Source organism: Brevibacillus invocatus (assembly GCF_003710915.1).
Taxonomy (GTDB): domain Bacteria; phylum Bacillota; class Bacilli; order Brevibacillales; family Brevibacillaceae; genus Brevibacillus; species Brevibacillus invocatus.
In genome coordinates this window covers 196,557-214,890 of sequence record NZ_RHHR01000010.1, presented here as the reverse complement: position 1 = coordinate 214,890, position 18,334 = coordinate 196,557, and the positions used below count along the sequence as shown (strand labels likewise).

Genomic DNA, 18,334 nt, shown 5'->3' with positions numbered 1-18,334 from the left:
ATGCAACCCAAGCAACGAATTCTCGAGGCCCCGGTCTATCAGCCAGGGAAACCCATTGACGATGTAAAACGCGAATATGGCTTGACAGAAGTGATCAAGCTTGCCTCCAATGAAAATCCTTTCGGCAGTTCGCCAAAGGCAAAAGAAGCGATTGTTGCTCAATTGGACAACCTGGCGATCTATCCAGACGGTGCTAGTCTGAAGCTCCGTTGGGATCTGGCTGAGTTCCTGGGTGTGAAGCCTGGACAACTGATCTTTGGCAACGGTTCGGACGAAATTCTTCTCATGATCTCTCGCGCTTATCTCAGCGAGGGTACAAATACAGTGATGGCAACCCCTACTTTTTCCCAATATCGCTCCAACGCGATTATTGAAGGCGCTGAGCTGATCGAGGTTCCGTTGAAAAACGGCGTTCACGATTTGGAAGCGATGGCAGCGGCAATCAATGATCAGACGCGTGTAGTCTGGGTGTGCAACCCGAACAACCCGTCTGGAACAATCGTCACCACAACTGAGCTGGAAGCATTCCTGAAAAAAGTACCGAAAAACGTCCTGGTCGTCCTGGACGAAGCTTATTACGAGTATGTTGTAGATCCGGAATATCCACAGACAGTGCCCATGCTGGCGGATTATCCGAATCTGATCATCCTGCGGACGTTTTCCAAAATTTACGGACTGGCGACGTTGCGTGTGGGCTACGGTATTGCTTCTGAGGAGCTCGTCTCTCAGCTGGAGCATGTACGCGAGCCATTTAATACGGGTGCCTTGGGTCAAGCAGCTGCCCGAGCAGCTTTGCATGATCAGGAATTCGTTGCATCTTGCCGCGAGCGGAATAGAGAAGGCATGAAGCAATTTACGGATCGATTTGACGAGTGGGGACTGGATTATTATCCTTCACAAACAAACTTCATTCTGGTCAACCTGAAACAAGATTCAGATGAGGTATTTAAAAAGCTGCTCAGTCATGGTATTATCGTTCGATCCGGTAAAGCACTGGGTCATCCGGGTTATCAACGGATTACGATCGGAACTACAGAGCAGAATGACAAAATCCTGCGTGTTCTCGAAGAAATCGTAACAGGTGCTTTAAAATAATGCAGATGATGCCGGGGATCTCCCGGCATTTTTCTCTACACGTAGATGGAAGGATAGAAGCAGGAGATGAAAAAGACAACCATTGCTGTGGTAGGTGTAGGACTTATCGGAGGCTCGATCGCTTTATCATTAAAAAATGATCCAAATAATCGCATCGTTGGTTTTGATGTCCGGCAGGATTCTTTGGATAAAGCGCTAACCAACGGGGTCATCCATGCAGGAACGACGGATTTGCAGACCGCAGTCAGAGAAGCCAACATCATTTTTTTGGCGGCACCCGTGGAGCAAATTTACGCGACTCTAGAAACACTTCGCCAGCTCGATTTACAACCGGATGTGATCGTAACGGATGCAGGAAGCACCAAATCCGGCATCGTACATCATGCGACGAAAGTGATTCCTGACCATGTTACCTTTATTGGTGGTCATCCAATGGCAGGCTCACATAAATCAGGTGTAGAAGCGGCATCTGACCGATTGTTCGAAAATGCTTATTACGTATTGACTCCGGCACCAGGGACGCCAGAGGAAAAAGTAGAGCGTCTATCTGAATTGCTCCAGCTGACGCGTGCCAAGGTTGTCAGAATGGATGCCGACACGCATGATCAGGTAGTTGGAGCTGTCAGCCACTTTCCGCATATTTTGGCATCGGCGCTCGTGAATCTGGTCGCCGACTATGATGACGAGAATGCGTGGCATGCACGACTGGCAGCTGGCGGTTTCCGCGACATTACGCGCATCGCATCCAGCAACCCGCGCATGTGGCGTGACATTTTGCTGCACAACCGAGATCACCTCTTGAAAATCGCACGTGATTGGTCAGCAGCTCTGCAGGATGTGATGCAGCTGGTTGAAAAGGCTGATCCAGATGGAATCGAACAGTTTTTTCAATCCGCTCGGGACTTTCGCGACGGATTGCCTGAACGCAAAACCGGCGCATTGCCACCGTTGTTTGATTTGTATATCGATATCCCTGACCATCCTGGTGAGATTGGAAGAATCACGACTCTGCTCGGTGCCAAGCAGATCAACATTACCAACCTGCAAATCAGAGAGACGCGCGAAGACATCTATGGTGCTTTGCGGATTACCTTTCAATCGCAGTACGAGATGGAAAAAGGGGAGGAACTTCTTCGTTTTTTCGACTACAATGTATACAGGCGTTTGTAGGATTTTTGCGCAGGGAGACTTTACAACGAAGACGCTTCACAGCATGACTGCCAAGATAAAAAACCTCAATCGAGGCTTATTCAAGATGAGCGACTGCGTTTTTATGCGCTCCTGATTCATAAGCTTGGCGCTTCTATATTCCTATACGTTAAGAAGGGGAGTGTACGTGTGCTTCGTGTTCAACCAACCAATCAAATCAAGGGAACAATCCGTGTTCCTGGTGACAAATCCATATCGCACAGAGCGGTCATGTTTGGAGCGCTTGCCAAGGGAACGACAACCATTGAAGGATTTTTGCCCGGTGCGGACTGCTTGAGTACCATCGGGTGCTTTCAGCAAATGGGCATTCAGATTGAACAAAAAGGCGATCGAGTAACAGTGCAGGGACAAGGCTGGTTTGGCTTGCAGGAACCAACAGCAAGACTAGATGTTGGCAATTCTGGTACCACGATCCGACTGATGGCAGGGATCATGGCAACCCAACCCTTTCATGTAGTCATGGAAGGGGATGAATCCATTGCCAAGCGCCCGATGCGACGTGTGATTGGACCGCTGCGACAAATGGGTGCAAAAATCGATGGACGCAAGGATGGCGAGTATACGCCACTTTCTATACGCGGAGGACAACTTCAGGGAATGTCGTACGAGTCCCCGGTTGCCAGCGCTCAAGTAAAGTCTGCGATCCTGCTGGCAGGTTTGCAGGCAGAAGGTGAGACTAGTGTAACGGAGCCACACTTGTCTCGCGATCATACCGAGAGAATGTTGCAGGCTTTCGGTGTGCACGTGGAGCGCGATGGTCTCACGGTTCGGGTCAAAGGTGGTCAGGAGCTTCAAGGGCGCGCGATTCACGTGCCTGGCGATATTTCGTCTGCAGCATTTTTGATTGCTGCTGTCATGATGGTACCTGGCAGCTCGCTTTTGATTGAAAATGTAGGAATCAATCCAAGTCGTACAGGGATTATTGATGTCGTAAAAGCGATGGGGGGAAGCCTGGAGCTGCTCAACGAGCGCGTAGTGAACGAAGAGCCTGTCGCTGATCTGTTGGTAACCTACTCCCGCTTGCAAGGGATCGAGATCGCAGGTGATATCATTCCGCGTCTCATCGATGAGATCCCGGTGATTGCAGTCATGGCTACACAAGCGAATGGACAAACTGTCATTCGCGATGCGCAGGAGTTGAAGGTCAAAGAAACAGACCGGATCGCCACAGTCGTAAGTCAATTGTCCAAGTTTGGCGCGAATATCGTACCGACTGATGACGGCATGATTATCGAGGGAAGCGCCAAATTAAACGGTGCAGTGATCGACAGCATGGGAGATCACCGAATCGGAATGGCTATGGCTATTGCTGGACTCGTGGCAGAAGGAGAGACCGTCATCGAGAACGATGAGGCTATCAACGTCTCTTTCCCTGGATTTGCTGAACTTTTGCAGCGAATCAGTCAATAGAAGTTTCTTGGTAGAAAGCCCACGAAATGTAGTGGGCTTTTCTTTCTTAGGGACAGAAGTTCATCATTTTGATTGAAGTAGGCTTCTTTTTATGAAAAAATATTACTCAGTAAAAAAACTTTCAAAGTATACCGTTTTTTAGCAAAAATGATTTGACAAGCGCTTACATTCCGTTTATTATAAAAATACAGTATGGTTTCTCTCCACTCCTATCCAATATAAAGTGCACATATCGTGCTACCGTCGAATGAATGCGTTTTCATCGGCGGTCTTTTTTTGTTCCAAAACGTCGGAACGATCTTTTCATCTTTCCCCATTCCGGTTCATATGCTTGTACAAAAGCAGCTCGGGTTCTGAATGGGGAGGGACGAGCCATGCATGAGCAGGAGATGGTCATTCGAGGAGGATCAGTCGTCACAGCGCTTGGACTGGTGGAAACGGATCTGTGGGTAGAGAATGGGAAGATCCAACGCTGGGGGAGAGATACCCTGAAGAAAAAAGGTAACGCAAAGATGCCGATAGAAATCGATGCGACAGGCATGTATTTGTTGCCCGGATTCGTCACGCTTGCACCCGGTTCCGGGCTGCAGAGAATAACAGGCGTCCACTACTTGCAGGCGATGCGCAAAATGGTGCAATCCGGTTGTACAAGCTTTGTTGACATTCTTGCACCAGAAGCATGGATGAACCGGTCGCAAGTAAATTACTTGCAATCCAGTCATTACAACAGCTTGATCGATTATGTCTGGCATATTGGTTTGGAAACCTCCCGTTTTACACCGAGTGAAGTCTTGGAGTGGTGCAGGCAAGGCTACACGGCCTTCCATCTGACGGTTCGTGACAAGGGAGATATTTCCACGATAGACTGGGAAACAATTTCACAGGTACTCACGTCATATAGAGCGATGATACATCTCCATCTGCCGAAGAAAGGCTTGAACGGCAAGAATGAACGGGAAGAATTCAGGAACAGGTGGCTGGAAACAACACGATATTGGAAGATTCGTACAGTGGTGGAACACCATCTTCCGATTAGCGGATCGGATGAGGTAGATCTTTTCTATCACCTCTTTTTGCTGGGAGGAGATCAGACAGAGCGCGGACTTCGAACCTTGTATCAGCATTGGTACGGGAACTATCCGATCGCAGCTTCCATCCAGGACATTCATGTGGACAATCGCCGTCCATGGTGTAAAGGAGAGGAAATGCTGAGCTTGCTTGTACGGCTGGCATCCCGGAACGTAGCGAAGGCAGTAGGGCTTTACCCGCGTAAGGGGACTTTGGCTCCAGGGGCGGATGCAGATATCCTTTTCCTGAAAAAGGATATTTGGTTGACAAAGCACGATCTTTCCACTATTCTCAAATTTAGTGAAATCGATCTTCCAACTTCTGTTATGTCGAACGGTAAGTGGATATATCGAGATATGACTTTTATACCAAGCGTGGGCATGGGTAGGTGTCTATGTGGCACCAAGCCCTATTCTTATGTCATTTAGCCCCATATGAGGGGATTTTTTCGTAAAGGATTCTTGCTGCAGGTCTAGAAAAAGATCTTATGTTAGCGCAACTTTTTAGCTCCCCAGCGGTCTAATTAGGCAAAAGGTCGCTGAGGGATCGGAATCGCAAGGAGGTAATCCTGAACATGACCGATTCCCAGCTTATCCGAGAGATTAAAGAAGGTAATCTGGAATGCTATGCTGAACTGATTCGTCGATATGAAAAAAAGATCCTCTCCTTTGTCACACACTTATTACGTCAAGCCCATCTGGAGCACATCGCAGAGGATATCTGTCAGGAGACGTTTTACAAGGCGTATAAAAGCATTCATTCTTTCCGAGATGTAGAAGCAACTTTTTCCACCTGGCTTTATACGATTGCCCGCAACAGTGTCCTGAGTGAGCTGCGCAAAAGTCGCAACTCAGATGTTTACCTGGAGGACACGCTGCAGGTTCCAACGGCTTCTGCAGGTGGTCTGCCTGAACAGGTACTGCTGCGCAACGAGCGGGAAAGCATGGTACGACAGGCAATCAACAGTCTGCCTGAAAAGCAGCGCTCTGCCTTGATCCTGCGAGAGTACGAACAGATGGATTACAGCGAAATTGCTACGATTCTGGATCTGACCGTGAGCTCTGTCAAATCGTTGTTGTTCCGTGCCCGGCAAAGTATAAAAGGACAGTTGGAAAACTACATCCTGGACCCTCATTTGGATGAAGCTGAAGGGATGAATCGATGATGAGATGTGAAGAAGTTCAGGAAATCCTGCCTGAATACGCCGAGAACCTGCTGTCCGAAGTGACACAGAGGCGCGTTGACAACCATATGGCAACGTGCTATGCCTGTCGTTCGGATTACGAATTGTGGTCAGACAGCGGAGAGTGGATGAAAGCTGATATGGAAGAGTATCACGCTGTCACACCATCCCGCTCCATTGTCGACGCCGTGATGGCCAGAATTCTCTCGGAGGAGAAATGGGCGATTCCGATTGGTCGGAAAATCTTTACCGTAACGGCGAAAATGAGAAGAATGGGTGCAAGTGCTGCTGCCATTTTATTGATGCTATTCACGTTTACGCTTTACTTGAATACCAGTTCAACAGAGCACGCCAATTCGTTGATGATTGATGGCGAGCTAATGGCGATGGATTCTTCGAAAGCACAAGTGATTTCCTCTTCCATGCAAGATGATAACGGCACCTATGTCGTGGAGAATGCTCCATTTTCTAGTCAGGAAGAGACATTGGAGTACGCGACTGCTTCCATCGTTCCTCTAGATGGAAAGCCAGTCAATCAAGATTATGCCAAACCGAATTACAGCATCGTCCTCAGTGTTTTTGGTATTTTAATTACTGTCTTAACAATGAGCTGGCTAACTCGGGTATAATGGTATATGATCAAAGTAATGAAAAGACCGTCCTCGGACGGTCTTTTGTATCGGGAGCCTCGTATTGAGGTTTGCTATATGGAACAACCCGACCATACATATGAGGTGAGATGGGATGCCGAAAAAATGGCTCTACGTCATAGACGAAGCAATCAAGCGCATTGAGAACGACGAAGTAGAGCTGGGCTTGACAGCTCTGCAAAAAGTGCAAGAACACGGCAAAGACATACCAGATGTCATGATGTACCTGGCTGAGGTCTGGTATCAGCTCGGTCACCTTGATGAAGCCTCCAGCTTGCTGTCTGATATCCTTCAGAAGAATCTGGATATGGAACCTGCGAAGCGCAGAGAGTGTCAAATGCTCTTGGCTGAGATAGCATTGGATTCGGGTGATTTTGAGACGGCCCAGCATTTACTGTACGAATGCAAGGAATCCGGAGTGGAAAGCATCCAACTGGATTTGCTTCTCGCGGATCTATACGCACTTCAGGACTTGGATGAGGTAGCCGTCAAATATTTGGAGCAGGCACGTCAAAAAGAGCCGGATAATCAGGACATTTTGGCAGCGTTGGGCAATTTGCATTTCCGAATCGGAAACGATGAGGAAGCCATGAGACTATTGGAGCAAGCCGGCGAGGAGAGCTTGGAGCTGCTCTTGACTAAAGGACGGTCAATGGCTCAAAATGGCCAGTTCGAACAGGCCTATCAAGTATTTCGACAAGCGCTCGTGCTGGATCGCTCGGCAGAGGTTCTCTATGGAAGCTCTTTAATGGCGTTCCATCTCGGACGTCTGGAGGAAGCGATGGAGCTGGTAAACAGCCTGCACGCATTGGACGAAGAGTACGTAGCCGCCTACCCGCTGGCAGCAGACATTTATCTGTCGCTGGGTAAAAGCGAAAAAGCCATCGAATCGTTACAAAAATACGTAGATTTGTCCGGATTTGATCTAGATCATATCAAGCGCTTGATCGCGCTGTTGACACAAGCTGGCCGCTACGATGAAGCCAAGGAATACCAGCATCTGCTCAAACAATGGGACGAAGAGACGAACGAAGAATAAGCGCTACACGTAAAAACAGGGAGTCACTCAGGTGGCTTCCTGTTTATTTTTCCGTAATCTGGCAAGAATGAGGGTTAAACGCAGACAATCGTAAAGAAGGGATGCACAGATGAACTTGGCTGAGATCTTGGTGTATACCGATATCCGGCAGCTCCATCAGATTGCCAACCATTACGGATGCGAATGCAACCCTCATTCTAAAAATGAACTCATTACGTCTCTGTTGTCCAGTTTGCGACATCGGTTGACAATCGCGCAGGAAGTTTCCCAATTGACCAAGGAAGAAACCCATTTCCTTTTACTGCTCTTTCTCGACAGACGAACAGTGATGTCCTTGGAAGACCTTCTCGCCAAGGCAGGATTGGCGCTGGATGGAATCAAGGAAAGAAAGCAAGAGGAAGCTCGGCGATACGTAGCAGCGTCGATGAAAAGGGGTTGGATTTATCCGATCAAAAGCAAAGCGGTGGGACAGTACCAGATACCTGTGGATATCAGGGAGCCTTACTTGCAGGCGTGGCTGGAAAACTGGCGAAAGGAATATCGCATGCTAGATCTTGTGGAGATCGACGCGTATCGGGATGAAGGAACGGCGCTCTGCGATGATATCATGCAATTTTTACAATTTCTCCAGCAGGAGCCAGTACCATTGACTGCTGAGGGCGGTATGTACAAACGTCATCAACAACAGCTTTTTCAATTCTTATACGTGAAGGAAGAGCCGTTATTGCCGCAAAAGTGGCGCTTCGGCTACGGACTGCACTTCGATCTGTACCCTGACCGTTTTTCCTTGCTGTACGACTTCTGCTACTACAAAGGGTGGATTGAGGAATCAGGAGGGAAGGTGGGGCTGACCGAGGCTGGCAGAGAGCGGTTGGTGCAGCAGTATGAAGACCAGCTGTACCATGATCTTATTCGTTTTTGGATCAGGCTGTACAAAAAGCCGATTCCGAATCTGCCCATGCTGGTTCAGCTGATCCCGATGATAGTGGCTGGCGGTTGGGTCAGCCAGCAGGCCCTGACACAGACGCTGCTGGACTGGGTCAAAGAATTTTACTATGACGATTCCTTTCAGGTGCTGACGAACCGCGTATGCAAGATGATGGTGCATCTGGGCTTGCTGCGAGTCGGACAAGACCAGGAGGGTAATTGGCTTTACTCCGCTACATATGCAAGCCAAACCTGGCTTCGTAAATACAACGGTTTCACCGAAACCACGATTTTATTGGGTGACAGGCATGGATAACAAGATTGCATGCTTGATCTTGTAGGCTCATTGTTCGCGTAAAGGTGCCCACAGGGTACGAAAACCCGCCGACATGGCAAGGCGGAACCAAGTTGAAAAAAGTGAGGGATGGGTATGGAGTGGCTGAATTTCTATTCCAACGCGTACGGAACAAACAATCAAATGGTATCCGGTCTGTTGTCCGAGATCGTCATAGACGAGCAGATGCGCATGTATCGCAAGCGTGAGCTGTATAAAGAAATCGACCAAGCGCTGGCTACCAAGAATAAAGAAGTTTTTTTGCAGCTTACAGGTGAACTGAAGGAAATCATGGCTTACGAGCAAAAATGACTCGGCTAATAGAGCGACTCCAGCAGATTGCCAGTCTTCGCAGATTCATGGTACGCTATTTTCCATAATCTACGAGCAGAGGAGTCTTTGGCCATGCAATGGAATACGAATGAACTGGAAAATTGGGAGGAGTTGCGGCAGTTTGTTGATACCGCACTACTCCCTCTTTATTTGTACCGGTCCCATTTTTCGGTGCAGGAGCATGTCCTGCGCATGAATTATTTATTGAATGTTGCGGCCGGAATTGAGCAAAAATTGAAGGGGAGAGTCCTTTTGTTCCCTATGAATTATCACTTCACGGACGAGCCCCTGGTGCAAAAGGTGCCAGAAGAATTTACGCATGCAGTGTTGCTCCATTTTAGCAGTGACTCTTTTCGCCCGGCAGACAGCCATGCAGATGTGCTGTTGCTTTCGGTAGGGGAGGAAGAATTGGATTCGGCACTCAGATTTGAAGTAACCGTCGATGTCCTGTACAAAGAGGTTATTCGATATTGGCAGAAAAATCGGGCTCAATAGAGAGGAGGAATTTGGGTCATACTAGAAAACAGGCAGAAGACAAGGTGCTATTTTTGACAAAATGGTAACAATCTCTTTTTTATCTGGGTAGACTTCGATCATGTCCTTTGGACAATCTTGACATCTGAATAGGCGTTAGCTATGATTGGGATTGACCTAGTGTATATGTATGAAAACGCCATCGTTGCGCTATTTTACAGGATAAGGAGGGAAAAGATATGGGCGATAAACGCGAAATTTCCAGACGTACATTTCTAAACTACGCACTGATGGGAACGGGCGGGTTTCTTGCTGCAGGAATGATTACCCCAATGCTTCGCTTTGCGGTAGATCCACTGCTCCAGGGACATACCGGTGGAGATAAAGTTGCTGTTGGCAGTCCGGACGAATTCGGAGCTGAACCAAAGCGCGTCGAGTTTAAGGTACATACCAAGGACGGTTGGTATGAATCAGAAACCACACTGTCTGCATGGGTTCGTAAAATGGATGACGGTTCGATTCTGGCTCTCTCCCCAATATGCAAGCATTTAGGCTGTACGGTTGACTGGAACACAGGCCCTGATTTTCCAAATGAGTACTTTTGTCCATGCCACATGGGCCGCTATGCAATTAACGGTGAACACATTCTGGGTACGCCGCCTACTGCATCCCTAGACGAGTACGAAACAGAAATTAAAGACGGAAAGCTTTATCTGGGCGCTGTTAAAGCAAATCCTCGTCCGGGGGTGAGTGGTTAAGATGTTGCAAAAAATGTATGATTGGGTCGATGAACGCCTGAATATCACTCCAATGTGGCGTGACCTGGCCGACCACGAAGTACCTGAGCACGTGAACCCTGCACATCATTTTTCTGCTTTCGTTTACTGCTTTGGTGGATTAACGTTCTTTATTACCGTTATTCAAATCCTGTCGGGTATGTTCTTGACGATGTACTACGTACCAGACATCATCAACGCTTACGAATCGGTAAAATACCTGCAAAACGAAGTAGCTTTCGGCTCCATCGTTCGTGCGATGCATCACTGGGGTGCCAGCTTGGTTATCGTCATGATGTTCCTGCACACACTGCGCGTATTCTTTACTGGTGCTTACAAAAAACCGCGTGAATTGAACTGGGTTGTTGGCGTACTGATTTTCTTCGTCATGCTTGGTCTTGGTTTCACCGGTTACCTGCTCCCTTGGGACAACACTGCATACTTCGCGACTAAGGTAGGTTTGCAGATTGCAGACTCCGTGCCGTTGATTGGTCCATATGCAAAAATGTTGCTCACAGGTGGAGAGATCGTAGGGGCGCAAACCCTCACACGATTCTTCGCGATTCACGTATTCTTCTTGCCGGCTGGCCTGTTCGGACTGTTGGCAGCTCACTTTGTGATGATTCGCTCTCAAGGTATCTCGGGTCCACTATAAAGGAGGAAATAGCATGGCAAAACAGGATAAAGATGCTACCTTCGTTGGAGACTCCCGAGTATCGGCGAAGCGCATCCCTAACATTTCTCCATCCTACTCCGACTTTCCGGGAAAAACAGAGCCATTCTGGCCGAATTTCCTGTTGAAAGAGTGGATGGTTGCAGCAGTTTGCTTGGTCGGTTTTTTGATCTTGACCGTATCTCATCCGTCGCCATTGACCGACAAAGCAAACCCGAACGACACCTCGTTCCTCCCATTGCCTGACTGGTACTTCTTGTTCTTGTACCAGTTGCTGAAATACAAATGGGCATCCGGGGACTGGGTCGTCATCGGTATTCTTGGAATTCCGGGTATCGCTTTTGGTGCCCTGATGTTGGCTCCTTGGTTGGATGCAGGTAAAGAACGTCGTCCATCCAAACGTCCGGTTGCGACTGGTCTCATGTTGACCGCTCTCGTGGGGATTTTTTATCTGACATGGGCTGCAAACGACGAAGCTCAACATCTGAAACACAAAAACTCTGCTGGTTCCGATCCTGGAACACCTCCTGCTGCTGAAGCACCTGCTCCTGCAGAATCCAGCTTTACGGCTGATGCTGTTTGGAAAGCGCAACAAAGCTGCATGGGTTGCCACGGTAAGGACTTGGAGGGCGGCATGGGGCCGAACCTGCAGACTATTGGTAGCAAATTGGATGCAGCTCAAATCGCTGACATCATCAAAAATGGCGTACCACCTGCGATGCCAGGCGGTATGATCAAGGATGATGCAGAAATCCAAAAACTTGCTGATTACCTGGCAAGCCTGAAATAAGCTATATAGAGAAAAAAGCTGGCTGAGGTTCGGTCAGCTTTTTCTTTCAGCGCATACAGCGGGAGACGATGATCATGGTCTGGATATGGGAGTGGTTTAGGCAATCCTTGGGGAAAAGATGGTTTCTTTGGACGCTGTTTGTCGTGAACCTACTGGGTACCATATACGGATTCATCTGGTATGGTAACCAACTGGCAGAAACCCCAGTGTACTTGCGCCCCTTCGTCCCAGATAGTCCGACCGGTAGTGGATTGTTTACGCTCGTCCTGCTTACTTATTTGTTGGGTCGCCACATTCCTGTTCTGGAAGCATTAGCGGGCATTACCAATTTTAAATATGGAGTTTGGGCAGTTTGTATCATCCTTGCTGGGTGGATAATGGGAAATGAAGTGAGATGGACAGATATCATGCTGATCGTCTCGCATGCAGGGATGGCTATTGAATCAGTCTTGTATGCACGTTTTTTCAAGCTGAGTATTTTGCCAGTTGGAATTGCAGCTCTGTGGACATTGAACAACGACTTTCTTGACTACGTCATGAACATTCATCCTTGGCTACCTGCTGTTCTTGACCCATATTCCGGAATCGTTGGCCTGTTCACCGTATTGCTGAGTTTGATTTCCATAGGGGTCATCTGGTTTACAAATCAGATGTTCACGAGAAACAAGGTCTAATCTTGTCCTCCTTTCCATAATCTTTACAAGGGAAAGGAGGTTTTTTGCGTTGAAGAAAAACATCCGCTATCTATCCATTTTCCTGTTGATTGGCATCTTTTTGTCGTGGCCCATCCACAGTCTGTACACGCGGCTGGCTCAACCGGTGGAAGAGAAGCAATTGGCTGATTTGGATCAGATTGCACAACAACTGCTTACGAATGTGAAAAAAGGGGACTTGGAGGGTGCTAGGGAACGTATCGACCTACTTGCGCTTCGGTTTCCTAATCAGCATTTGCCCATTCCCATACGAATCGATACCTTAAACGCAGTAACGCAGTCGATTCTCGCAGCCAAGCAAAGCATCCATTCCCCGAGTGAGAATGAACAGCAACTACTCTGGCATGCAACCCGGGTTCGCATCGCCATAGATGCATTGACCAATGATCAACAACCCATGTGGCGCAGCTATTACCCATCATTCATAACGCAGGTACAAAACCTGCAGCAAGCTGCCGTGGAGCGGGACTTTGAGGCGTTTCGAGAGCAATTTGAAGAAAACTATCGATTGTTTTTGGCGATCAAGCCCGCGATGAGCATTCAACTCGAGGAAGCGAAAATGACCGGGATAACCTCAACCTATGAGATGATATCCAAAGAGATCCGAAAGGGCGACAAGGATTGGCAATTGGTCAGAGAAGCATTGCGCAATTTGAATAGTGATCTGGAAGATGCGTTTGTTGGGGAAGAAAAAAGCACCTTTACACGTCTCATGATGAGACCGGATTCACCTTTGCTGATCACAACCAGTATCTCTATAGCGGTGATTGTTGCTCTTTCCTATGTGGCCTATCGTAAGTATGAAGGAGAATTTCGCTCGACGTAATCAAAATGAAAAACCTTGCTCCTAATCGAGCAAGGTTTTTGTTTGTATACGGATCGTGGATCAATCGTGAATGGGTTTTTTGTTCTCGTCGAGAGTAAAGCCTTCTCCCAGCACCTCGTGTACGTCGTTGACGATCAGAAAGGCATGCGGATCGATCTCTTGCACGATATTTTTAAATCGCATGACCTCGTTACGGCTGATCACGACATACACGACTTGCTTTTCTGCTCCGGAAAAAGCGCCCTTCCCGGACAGAAGTGTAACTCCCCGGCCGAACTCCAGAATTTGTTTCGAAATCTCTTCCGCTTTATCGGAAATAATGGTCAAAGCTTTGCCCGCATACGCACCGTCTTGGAAAAAGTCGATGACACGTGCTGCGATAAAGACAACAACCAGGGTGTACATGGCGCTTTCGAGATTGAGGTATATCAGAGAGGCGCCAATAACGAGGATATCCCCTAAAAAAAGGGTTCGCCCCATACTTACTCCCCAATATTTTTGCAGCAATCGGGCGATAATGTCGACGCCACCGGTTGTGCCTCCGTAGCGAAAGATGATACCTAGCCCCACGCCTACAGCCACACCAGCGTAAAGCGAAGCGAGCAGCCTGTCTTCCATCGGAAGGGGGAGTGTATTTTCAAACAAGGAGAGAAACACGGAAAGAGACACCGTTCCTAAGATTGTGTAGATGAATGATGTACGGCCGAGAATCTTCCAACCAAGGAAGAACAGTGGGATGTTGAGTACAAAAAAGACAATCCCTTGATCAATTGCAGGAAAAAGCAGCTTGATCAAAATGCTGATCCCTGTAATACCGCCCTCAGCCAAATGATTAGGAATATTAAAGGAGTTGATGCCAAATCCCATAATTGCAGATCCTACAATAATGGCGATGATGCTGTCTAAACGTAATTTCATTTTGTCCTCCTGTTTGCCCGCAGCCAGAGCGTGAATATGTCTGAAAGAGGGGAGGGGCGGGCAAGTGATCGTCGAGAGTCATTATATGATAACAAAGCAGGAAAATAAAGTTAAAGTCAGCAGCAATGAGAAAACCGTGTTGAGCGATGAAGTTCGTGGAAGTGCAGCATCTGTCGAAAAAGCGATTTTTCAGATTTGGCAAACCAGGGCTTTTCAGTTACGATAAGTGAAAGGACGTAAAAGGTAAAAGAGGAGTGGCCCGAGTGGAACAGAAAAAGAAAACCATGCAGGAGATTCAACAGGAAGTGGACCAATACATATCGCAGTTTAAAGAAGGTTATTTTTCTCCACTGGCCATGATGGCCCGCATGACCGAAGAGGTAGGCGAATTGGCGAGGGAGATCAATCATTTCTACGGGGAAAAGCCCAAGAAAACAGACGAAGGCGAAAAGACGGTGGAAGAAGAGCTTGGTGACGTATTTTTTATTGTCCTGTGCTTCGCCAACTCCCTTGGTATCGATATGCAGGAAGCCTTTGATCGTATCATGCACAAATTCAACACGAGAGATAAAGATCGCTGGACGAGAATAGAGGAGACGGAGTAATGGACAAGCAGATTCGAGTAGCAGTAGCAGGTGCGAATGGTCGCATGGGACAAGAAGTAGTAAACATGCTCGGGCAAGACGAGCAATTTGTATATACAGGGGCATTGGATACAAGAGGCGATGACGCTGCTGTTCGTGCCAGAATGGAAGAGATGAGACCAGACGTGCTCGTCGACTTTACAACTCCGCACAGTGTATACCGACACCTGGAGATTTGTTTGCAAAACGGCGTTCGACCTGTCGTTGGAACAACGGGCTTAACACCCGAGCAGATTCAGGAAATGACCAAACGCTTTGAAGAAGCAGAGCTGGGCTGCATCGTAGCACCCAACTTTGCGATCGGGGCCATTTTATGCATGAAATTTGCTGCGATGGCGGCCAAGTACATGCCTCACGTGGAAATTATCGAGCTGCATCACGATCGCAAGCTGGATGCTCCTAGCGGTACAGCGTTAAAAACGGCGGAAATGATCGCTGCTGTGCGTGAGGAGTACAAGCAAGGTCATCCGGAAGAAAAAGAGACGATTCCTGGAGCACGTGGCGCTGAATACCATGGCTTCCGTATTCATAGTGTCCGCTTGCCAGGTATGGTAGCCCATCAGGAAGTATTGTTTGGGGCGACCGGTCAAACACTTTCGATTCGACACGACTCGATCAACCGGGAATCTTTTATGCCAGGAGTGAACATGGCGATTAAAGCTGTCATGAATATGAATGGCTTTATTTATGGATTGGAACATTTGATTGATTAAACATTTGTTTAACATGTAGGAATTCATAAACTTTAAGGTTATGAATTCCGGAGCGCATGACAAGGTGCCTCAGCGTCCGCATCTGGCATTACCTCTGTAAAACTTTCCGCTAAAACGCGGTCGTAAGCCTCGATAGAGTTTTCTTAACAGCTTGTGCGAAGTAAAAAAAGGGAGAGGTTTGTGTGAAAATTGCTCTAATCGCCCACGACCGAATGAAAGAAGAGATTGTCCAACTTGCCCTTGCTTATGAAGCGATCCTTTCAGAGCATGAATTGTTTGCCACGGGTACGACAGGACAACGGATCATGGATGCAACCTCTTTAACACTGAAGCGGTGTTTGTCAGGTCCTTTGGGGGGAGATCAGCAAATCGGTGCGATGATTGCCCAAAATGAGATGGATCTCATTATCTTCCTGAGGGACCCGCTGACTGCACAGCCACACGAACCGGATATTATCGCATTGCTGCGCCTGTGTGATGTTCACAAAATTCCATTCGCGACCAATCTGGGTACAGCAGAGATTTTGCTCAGGGCGCTGGAGCGGGGAGAACTGGACTGGCGAGAAATCGTGCATGAGGAGAATGAGCGATGAATTCTCTCGATATTTTGGCAATCGGGGCACACCCTGATGATGTAGAAATAGGAGCATCAGGTAGTTTGCTCCTCGCAGCCAAGCAAGGACAACGAGTAGGGATTTTGGATCTTACCTATGCAGAGTTATCTTCCAATGGAAATGTAGAGCGCAGACAACAGGAGGCGGCCGAAGCTGATCGCCTGCTGGGCGTCTGTGCTAGATACAATTTTGGCCTCCCGGATCGTGGCTTGGAGTCTGTAAGGGAGGAAGCGATCAGACGAGTAGTAGAATTGATTCGTCAGACCCGTCCTCGGGTTGTCCTCGCTCCCTACTTCCAAGACCGGCATCCTGATCACGAGAGTGTCAGCCGTATCGTACGTGAGGCTGTCTTCTCGTCCGGCATTCGCAAGTATCAGCCGAGCGAGACACTTGTTGCCTATCGCCCCGCACAACTGCTTTATTACTTCATCAACTCGACTGTAACCCCACAGGTCGTCGTCGATGTGACTGCTGTCTACCCTGAGAAATTGGACGTTCTTCGTTGCTATCGCAGTCAGTTTGAACTGGAAGCGGAGAGCGTGGATACGCCTCTGACAAACGGTTATCTGGAGATGGTGGAGTACCGTGAGCGGCTGTTTGGTCAGCAGGCTGGTGTGCGCTATGCAGAAGGCTTTATGAGTGCAACGCCGTATGTATTGCCGAATCTGTAAGAAGGAGTGACCTCCTGGTATGAACATCGGGATTACCTGCTATCCGTCATTGGGTGGATCAGGCGTCGTAGCGACAGAATTAGGCAAGCTGTTGGCGGAACGCGGACACCGGGTGCATTTTATAACATCGGGAATGCCATTTCGCCTGGGTGCCTTTCATCCAAATATTTTTTATCATGAAGTAGAAGTCAATCATTACGATGTGTTCAAATATCCGCCTTACGATCTGACATTGGCCAACCGTATGGCTCAGGTGGCGAAGAACGAAAAGCTGGATTTGCTCCATGTTCACTACGCTGTCCCACATGCTCTGTGTGCATTCCTCGCCAAGCAGATGGTCGGGGATCATCTGAAGATCATGACAACGCTGCATGGAACGGATATTACCGTACTTGGCTATGACTCCAACCTGAGTGACATGATTCGCTTTGGAATTGAGCGAAGTGATATGGTGACAGCTGTATCGAGCGATCTGATCCGTCAGACTCGGGAGCTTTTGCATGTAGAAAATGAAATCATTCCCGTCTACAATTTTGTGGATAAGCGCCGTTATTATCCAAAAAATGTTGGAGCGTTGAAAAAGAAATTTGCCAAAAACGGTGAGAAAATCCTCATGCACATCTCCAACTTCCGACCTGTAAAACGGGTGCCGGATGTGATTCGCATCTTTTCCGAGGTCCGTAAAGAAGTGCCATCCAAGCTGATTCTGATCGGAGAAGGACCTGAAATGGGACTCGTGCGCAAGATGATAGCGGAGCGGGACCTCACAAATGATGTTTGCTTCCTCGGCAAGCAGGAGGATGTAGCGGAAGTCTTATCTCTCGCTGATGTAATGCTGCTGCCCTCTGCAAAAGAAAGCTTTGGGCTTGTCGCCCTCGAAGCGATGGCATGCGGCGTACCTGCTGTGACCTCGGATGCTGGTGGTCTGCCTGAAGTTGTACTGGATGGTGTATGCGGGTATTTACGCCCAATTGGTGACGTTGAGGGGATGGCACAAGCAACCATTCGCCTGCTGAAAGATGAAAAGCTGTACCAGGAATTGTCCAGAAACAGCATTGATCGTTCCAATCAAACGTTTTGCCATGAAAAGATTGCCTCGCAGTATGAAGCGCTGTACGAGCAGCTGCTGGGTATCGGACAAACAAGCAATTAGGGACGATGAAGAGCCTCTTTTGCGAGCTGATGAAGCTTGGATAAGAGGATAAAGAAACCATAGAGCATTCTCATGAATAAAGCCTCCTTATTGAGTAAGGTGGTTGCAACGGGAACAGGGG

22 protein-coding genes are annotated in these 18,334 nt (G+C 48.1%); 21 read left to right on the top strand and 1 reads right to left on the bottom strand.

All coding sequences use genetic code 11. The features are described 5' to 3' along the window. The 15 genes from hisC (at nucleotide 1) to EDM52_RS06985 (ending at nucleotide 13,500) form a co-directional block, all read left to right on the top strand. A complete protein-coding gene (gene hisC / locus EDM52_RS07055; RefSeq protein ID WP_122908301.1) occupies nucleotides 1-1,095 on the top strand; it encodes a histidinol-phosphate transaminase in 1,095 nt (364 codons plus the stop codon). 66 nt (nucleotides 1,096-1,161) lie between these two features. Further along, a complete protein-coding gene (locus EDM52_RS07050; RefSeq protein WP_122908300.1) occupies nucleotides 1,162-2,265 on the top strand; it encodes a prephenate dehydrogenase in 1,104 nt (367 codons plus the stop codon). Nucleotides 2,266-2,433: 168 nt separating this feature from the next. Continuing rightward, nucleotides 2,434-3,714 (top strand): 3-phosphoshikimate 1-carboxyvinyltransferase, encoded by a 1,281-nt coding sequence (aroA, locus tag EDM52_RS07045; RefSeq protein ID WP_122908299.1) that lies wholly within the window; start codon nucleotides 2,434-2,436, stop codon nucleotides 3,712-3,714. A gap of 374 nt (nucleotides 3,715-4,088) precedes the next feature. Beyond that, nucleotides 4,089-5,210, top strand: coding sequence for an amidohydrolase family protein (locus EDM52_RS07040; protein WP_122908298.1), 1,122 nt, complete (start codon nucleotides 4,089-4,091; stop codon nucleotides 5,208-5,210). A 146-nt stretch (nucleotides 5,211-5,356) separates the two neighbouring features. Further along, nucleotides 5,357-5,947, top strand: a complete 591-nt coding sequence (locus tag EDM52_RS07035) for an RNA polymerase sigma factor (RefSeq protein WP_122908297.1) — start codon at nucleotides 5,357-5,359, stop codon at nucleotides 5,945-5,947. Further along, the gene (locus tag EDM52_RS07030) at nucleotides 5,947-6,594 is read left to right on the top strand and encodes a zf-HC2 domain-containing protein (RefSeq protein ID WP_245996644.1); all 648 of its coding nucleotides are present in this window, start codon (nucleotides 5,947-5,949) and stop codon (nucleotides 6,592-6,594) included. The genes EDM52_RS07035 and EDM52_RS07030 overlap by 1 nt, the downstream gene beginning before the upstream one ends. Before the next feature lie 115 nt (nucleotides 6,595-6,709). Then, nucleotides 6,710-7,654 (top strand): tetratricopeptide repeat protein, encoded by a 945-nt coding sequence (locus tag EDM52_RS07025; RefSeq protein ID WP_122908295.1) that lies wholly within the window; start codon nucleotides 6,710-6,712, stop codon nucleotides 7,652-7,654. Between the two features lie 109 nt (nucleotides 7,655-7,763). After that, on the top strand, nucleotides 7,764-8,897 hold the full coding sequence (locus tag EDM52_RS07020) for a hypothetical protein (RefSeq protein ID WP_122908294.1): 1,134 nt from the start codon (nucleotides 7,764-7,766) through the stop codon (nucleotides 8,895-8,897). Between the two features lie 114 nt (nucleotides 8,898-9,011). Next, complete coding sequence (locus EDM52_RS07015; RefSeq protein WP_122908293.1) at nucleotides 9,012-9,227, top strand: IDEAL domain-containing protein; 216 nt, start codon at nucleotides 9,012-9,014, stop codon at nucleotides 9,225-9,227. Nucleotides 9,228-9,320: 93 nt separating this feature from the next. Continuing rightward, complete coding sequence (locus EDM52_RS07010; RefSeq protein ID WP_122908292.1) at nucleotides 9,321-9,743, top strand: DUF2487 family protein; 423 nt, start codon at nucleotides 9,321-9,323, stop codon at nucleotides 9,741-9,743. 218 nt (nucleotides 9,744-9,961) lie between these two features. Next, on the top strand, nucleotides 9,962-10,480 hold the full coding sequence (locus EDM52_RS07005) for a Rieske (2Fe-2S) protein (protein ID WP_122908291.1): 519 nt from the start codon (nucleotides 9,962-9,964) through the stop codon (nucleotides 10,478-10,480). Between the two features lies 1 nt (nucleotide 10,481). Beyond that, on the top strand, nucleotides 10,482-11,153 hold the full coding sequence (gene qcrB, locus EDM52_RS07000; protein WP_122908290.1) for a menaquinol-cytochrome c reductase cytochrome b subunit: 672 nt from the start codon (nucleotides 10,482-10,484) through the stop codon (nucleotides 11,151-11,153). Between the two features lie 13 nt (nucleotides 11,154-11,166). After that, nucleotides 11,167-11,961 (top strand): menaquinol-cytochrome c reductase cytochrome b/c subunit, encoded by a 795-nt coding sequence (locus EDM52_RS06995; RefSeq protein WP_122908289.1) that lies wholly within the window; start codon nucleotides 11,167-11,169, stop codon nucleotides 11,959-11,961. A 74-nt stretch (nucleotides 11,962-12,035) separates the two neighbouring features. Continuing rightward, nucleotides 12,036-12,635: a DUF1405 domain-containing protein gene (locus EDM52_RS06990; protein WP_122908288.1), complete on the top strand. Its 600-nt coding sequence runs from the start codon at nucleotides 12,036-12,038 to the stop codon at nucleotides 12,633-12,635. A gap of 49 nt (nucleotides 12,636-12,684) precedes the next feature. Continuing rightward, nucleotides 12,685-13,500, top strand: coding sequence for a sporulation protein YpjB (locus EDM52_RS06985; protein ID WP_122908287.1), 816 nt, complete (start codon nucleotides 12,685-12,687; stop codon nucleotides 13,498-13,500). A gap of 60 nt (nucleotides 13,501-13,560) precedes the next feature. Here the strand turns inward: EDM52_RS06985 and EDM52_RS06980 are convergent, their stop codons facing one another. Further along, nucleotides 13,561-14,418 carry a YitT family protein gene (locus EDM52_RS06980; protein WP_122908286.1) on the bottom strand — a complete coding sequence of 286 codons (858 nt, stop codon included), beginning with the start codon at nucleotides 14,416-14,418 and terminating at the stop codon, nucleotides 13,561-13,563. Between the two features lie 64 nt (nucleotides 14,419-14,482). Between EDM52_RS06980 and EDM52_RS24535 the strand changes: the two genes are divergently transcribed. The 6 genes from EDM52_RS24535 (at nucleotide 14,483) to bshA (ending at nucleotide 18,213) form a co-directional block, all read left to right on the top strand. Further along, nucleotides 14,483-14,644: a hypothetical protein gene (locus EDM52_RS24535; protein WP_183184883.1), complete on the top strand. Its 162-nt coding sequence runs from the start codon at nucleotides 14,483-14,485 to the stop codon at nucleotides 14,642-14,644. A gap of 58 nt (nucleotides 14,645-14,702) precedes the next feature. Then, nucleotides 14,703-15,023, top strand: a complete 321-nt coding sequence (locus EDM52_RS06975) for a nucleotide pyrophosphohydrolase (protein ID WP_057134062.1) — start codon at nucleotides 14,703-14,705, stop codon at nucleotides 15,021-15,023. Next, nucleotides 15,023-15,775 carry a 4-hydroxy-tetrahydrodipicolinate reductase gene (gene dapB / locus EDM52_RS06970; protein WP_122908285.1) on the top strand — a complete coding sequence of 251 codons (753 nt, stop codon included), beginning with the start codon at nucleotides 15,023-15,025 and terminating at the stop codon, nucleotides 15,773-15,775. Before EDM52_RS06975 ends, dapB begins: the two co-directional genes overlap by 1 nt. Nucleotides 15,776-15,957: 182 nt before the next feature. Continuing rightward, nucleotides 15,958-16,368: a methylglyoxal synthase gene (locus EDM52_RS06965; protein WP_057134022.1), complete on the top strand. Its 411-nt coding sequence runs from the start codon at nucleotides 15,958-15,960 to the stop codon at nucleotides 16,366-16,368. Beyond that, a complete protein-coding gene (gene bshB1, locus EDM52_RS06960) occupies nucleotides 16,365-17,060 on the top strand; it encodes a bacillithiol biosynthesis deacetylase BshB1 (RefSeq protein WP_122908284.1) in 696 nt (231 codons plus the stop codon). The genes EDM52_RS06965 and bshB1 overlap by 4 nt, the downstream gene beginning before the upstream one ends. A 19-nt stretch (nucleotides 17,061-17,079) precedes the next feature. Then, nucleotides 17,080-18,213: an N-acetyl-alpha-D-glucosaminyl L-malate synthase BshA gene (gene bshA / locus EDM52_RS06955; protein WP_122908283.1), complete on the top strand. Its 1,134-nt coding sequence runs from the start codon at nucleotides 17,080-17,082 to the stop codon at nucleotides 18,211-18,213. The last annotated feature ends 121 nt before the right edge of the window (nucleotides 18,214-18,334 follow it).